The sequence below is a fragment of the Synechococcus sp. R6-10 genome, assembly GCF_047461815.1.
In the GTDB taxonomy this organism is placed as follows: domain Bacteria; phylum Cyanobacteriota; class Cyanobacteriia; order Thermostichales; family Thermostichaceae; genus Thermostichus.
The window spans coordinates 1-740 of record NZ_JANSHW010000623.1; the positions used below are offsets into that span (position 1 = coordinate 1).

The window sequence follows — 740 nt, forward strand, 5'->3', positions numbered from 1 at the left end:
GCAGAGGACGGCTGCGAGCGGCATAGCATGGTCTTCACTCGCAGCCCCAACGACTGCAGCACAGGCTGCAGCAGCGCGAGGTACTCACTGGCGCTCTGCGCTACGCGCGACTCCCAAGCCTGAATAGGCTCCAACAGATCAGGCGTCATCCTCGAGTTCCCCTGTAAGGCGCATCGCCCACCAAGCGAAGCGCGCGTCCAAATGCTTGACATCGATATTATACACCGCGCCCTCCCGATAGGCAAAGATTCCCATAAACCGTGTCTGCCCACCGTTGCGCAGCCACACCTGCGCGGCAAAGGCGTTGCGGGTGACATCGCGCCCCTGAACAATACGGACGCTCCAAACACCCAGCGTAGAAGAGGGGCTACCCAGCAATTTAACTTGTTGTTAACATATTTTAAACACTTTTTAATATAAGTTTGTTCACAATATCATGGGAGGTTCCTATGAGAACTCGGCACGGCTTTACGCTAATCGAGCTGCTGGTTGTTATCGCGATCATCGCGATACTCGCCGCGATATTGTTCCCCGTGTTTGCACAGGCGCGTGAGAAAGCGCGTCAGACGACCTGTCTGTCCAATGGTAAGCAGATTGGACTGGCGACGATGATGTATGTGAACGACTACGACGAGATGTTCCCCTTCCAGCAGTGGCGCGACTGGGGCGATGCGCAGGCGCCTGGGCGTCGGCGCGCGTGGACGATGGATATTGCCCCGTATGTCAAAGCGGGTCAGTAT

General features: G+C 56.4%; 2 protein-coding genes. One reads left to right on the plus strand and one right to left on the minus strand.

Going from position 1 to position 740, the window contains the following annotated elements:
- Positions 1-138: 138 nt before the first annotated feature.
- Entirely contained in the window at positions 139-378 is a 240-nt protein-coding gene (locus NW837_RS14655) for a hypothetical protein (RefSeq protein ID WP_414332305.1), read from the minus strand.
- Between the two features lie 71 nt (positions 379-449).
- Here NW837_RS14655 and NW837_RS14660 point away from each other — a divergent pair.
- The coding region (locus NW837_RS14660) for a DUF1559 domain-containing protein (RefSeq protein ID WP_414332306.1) at positions 450-740 on the plus strand (291 nt) is incomplete at its 3' end.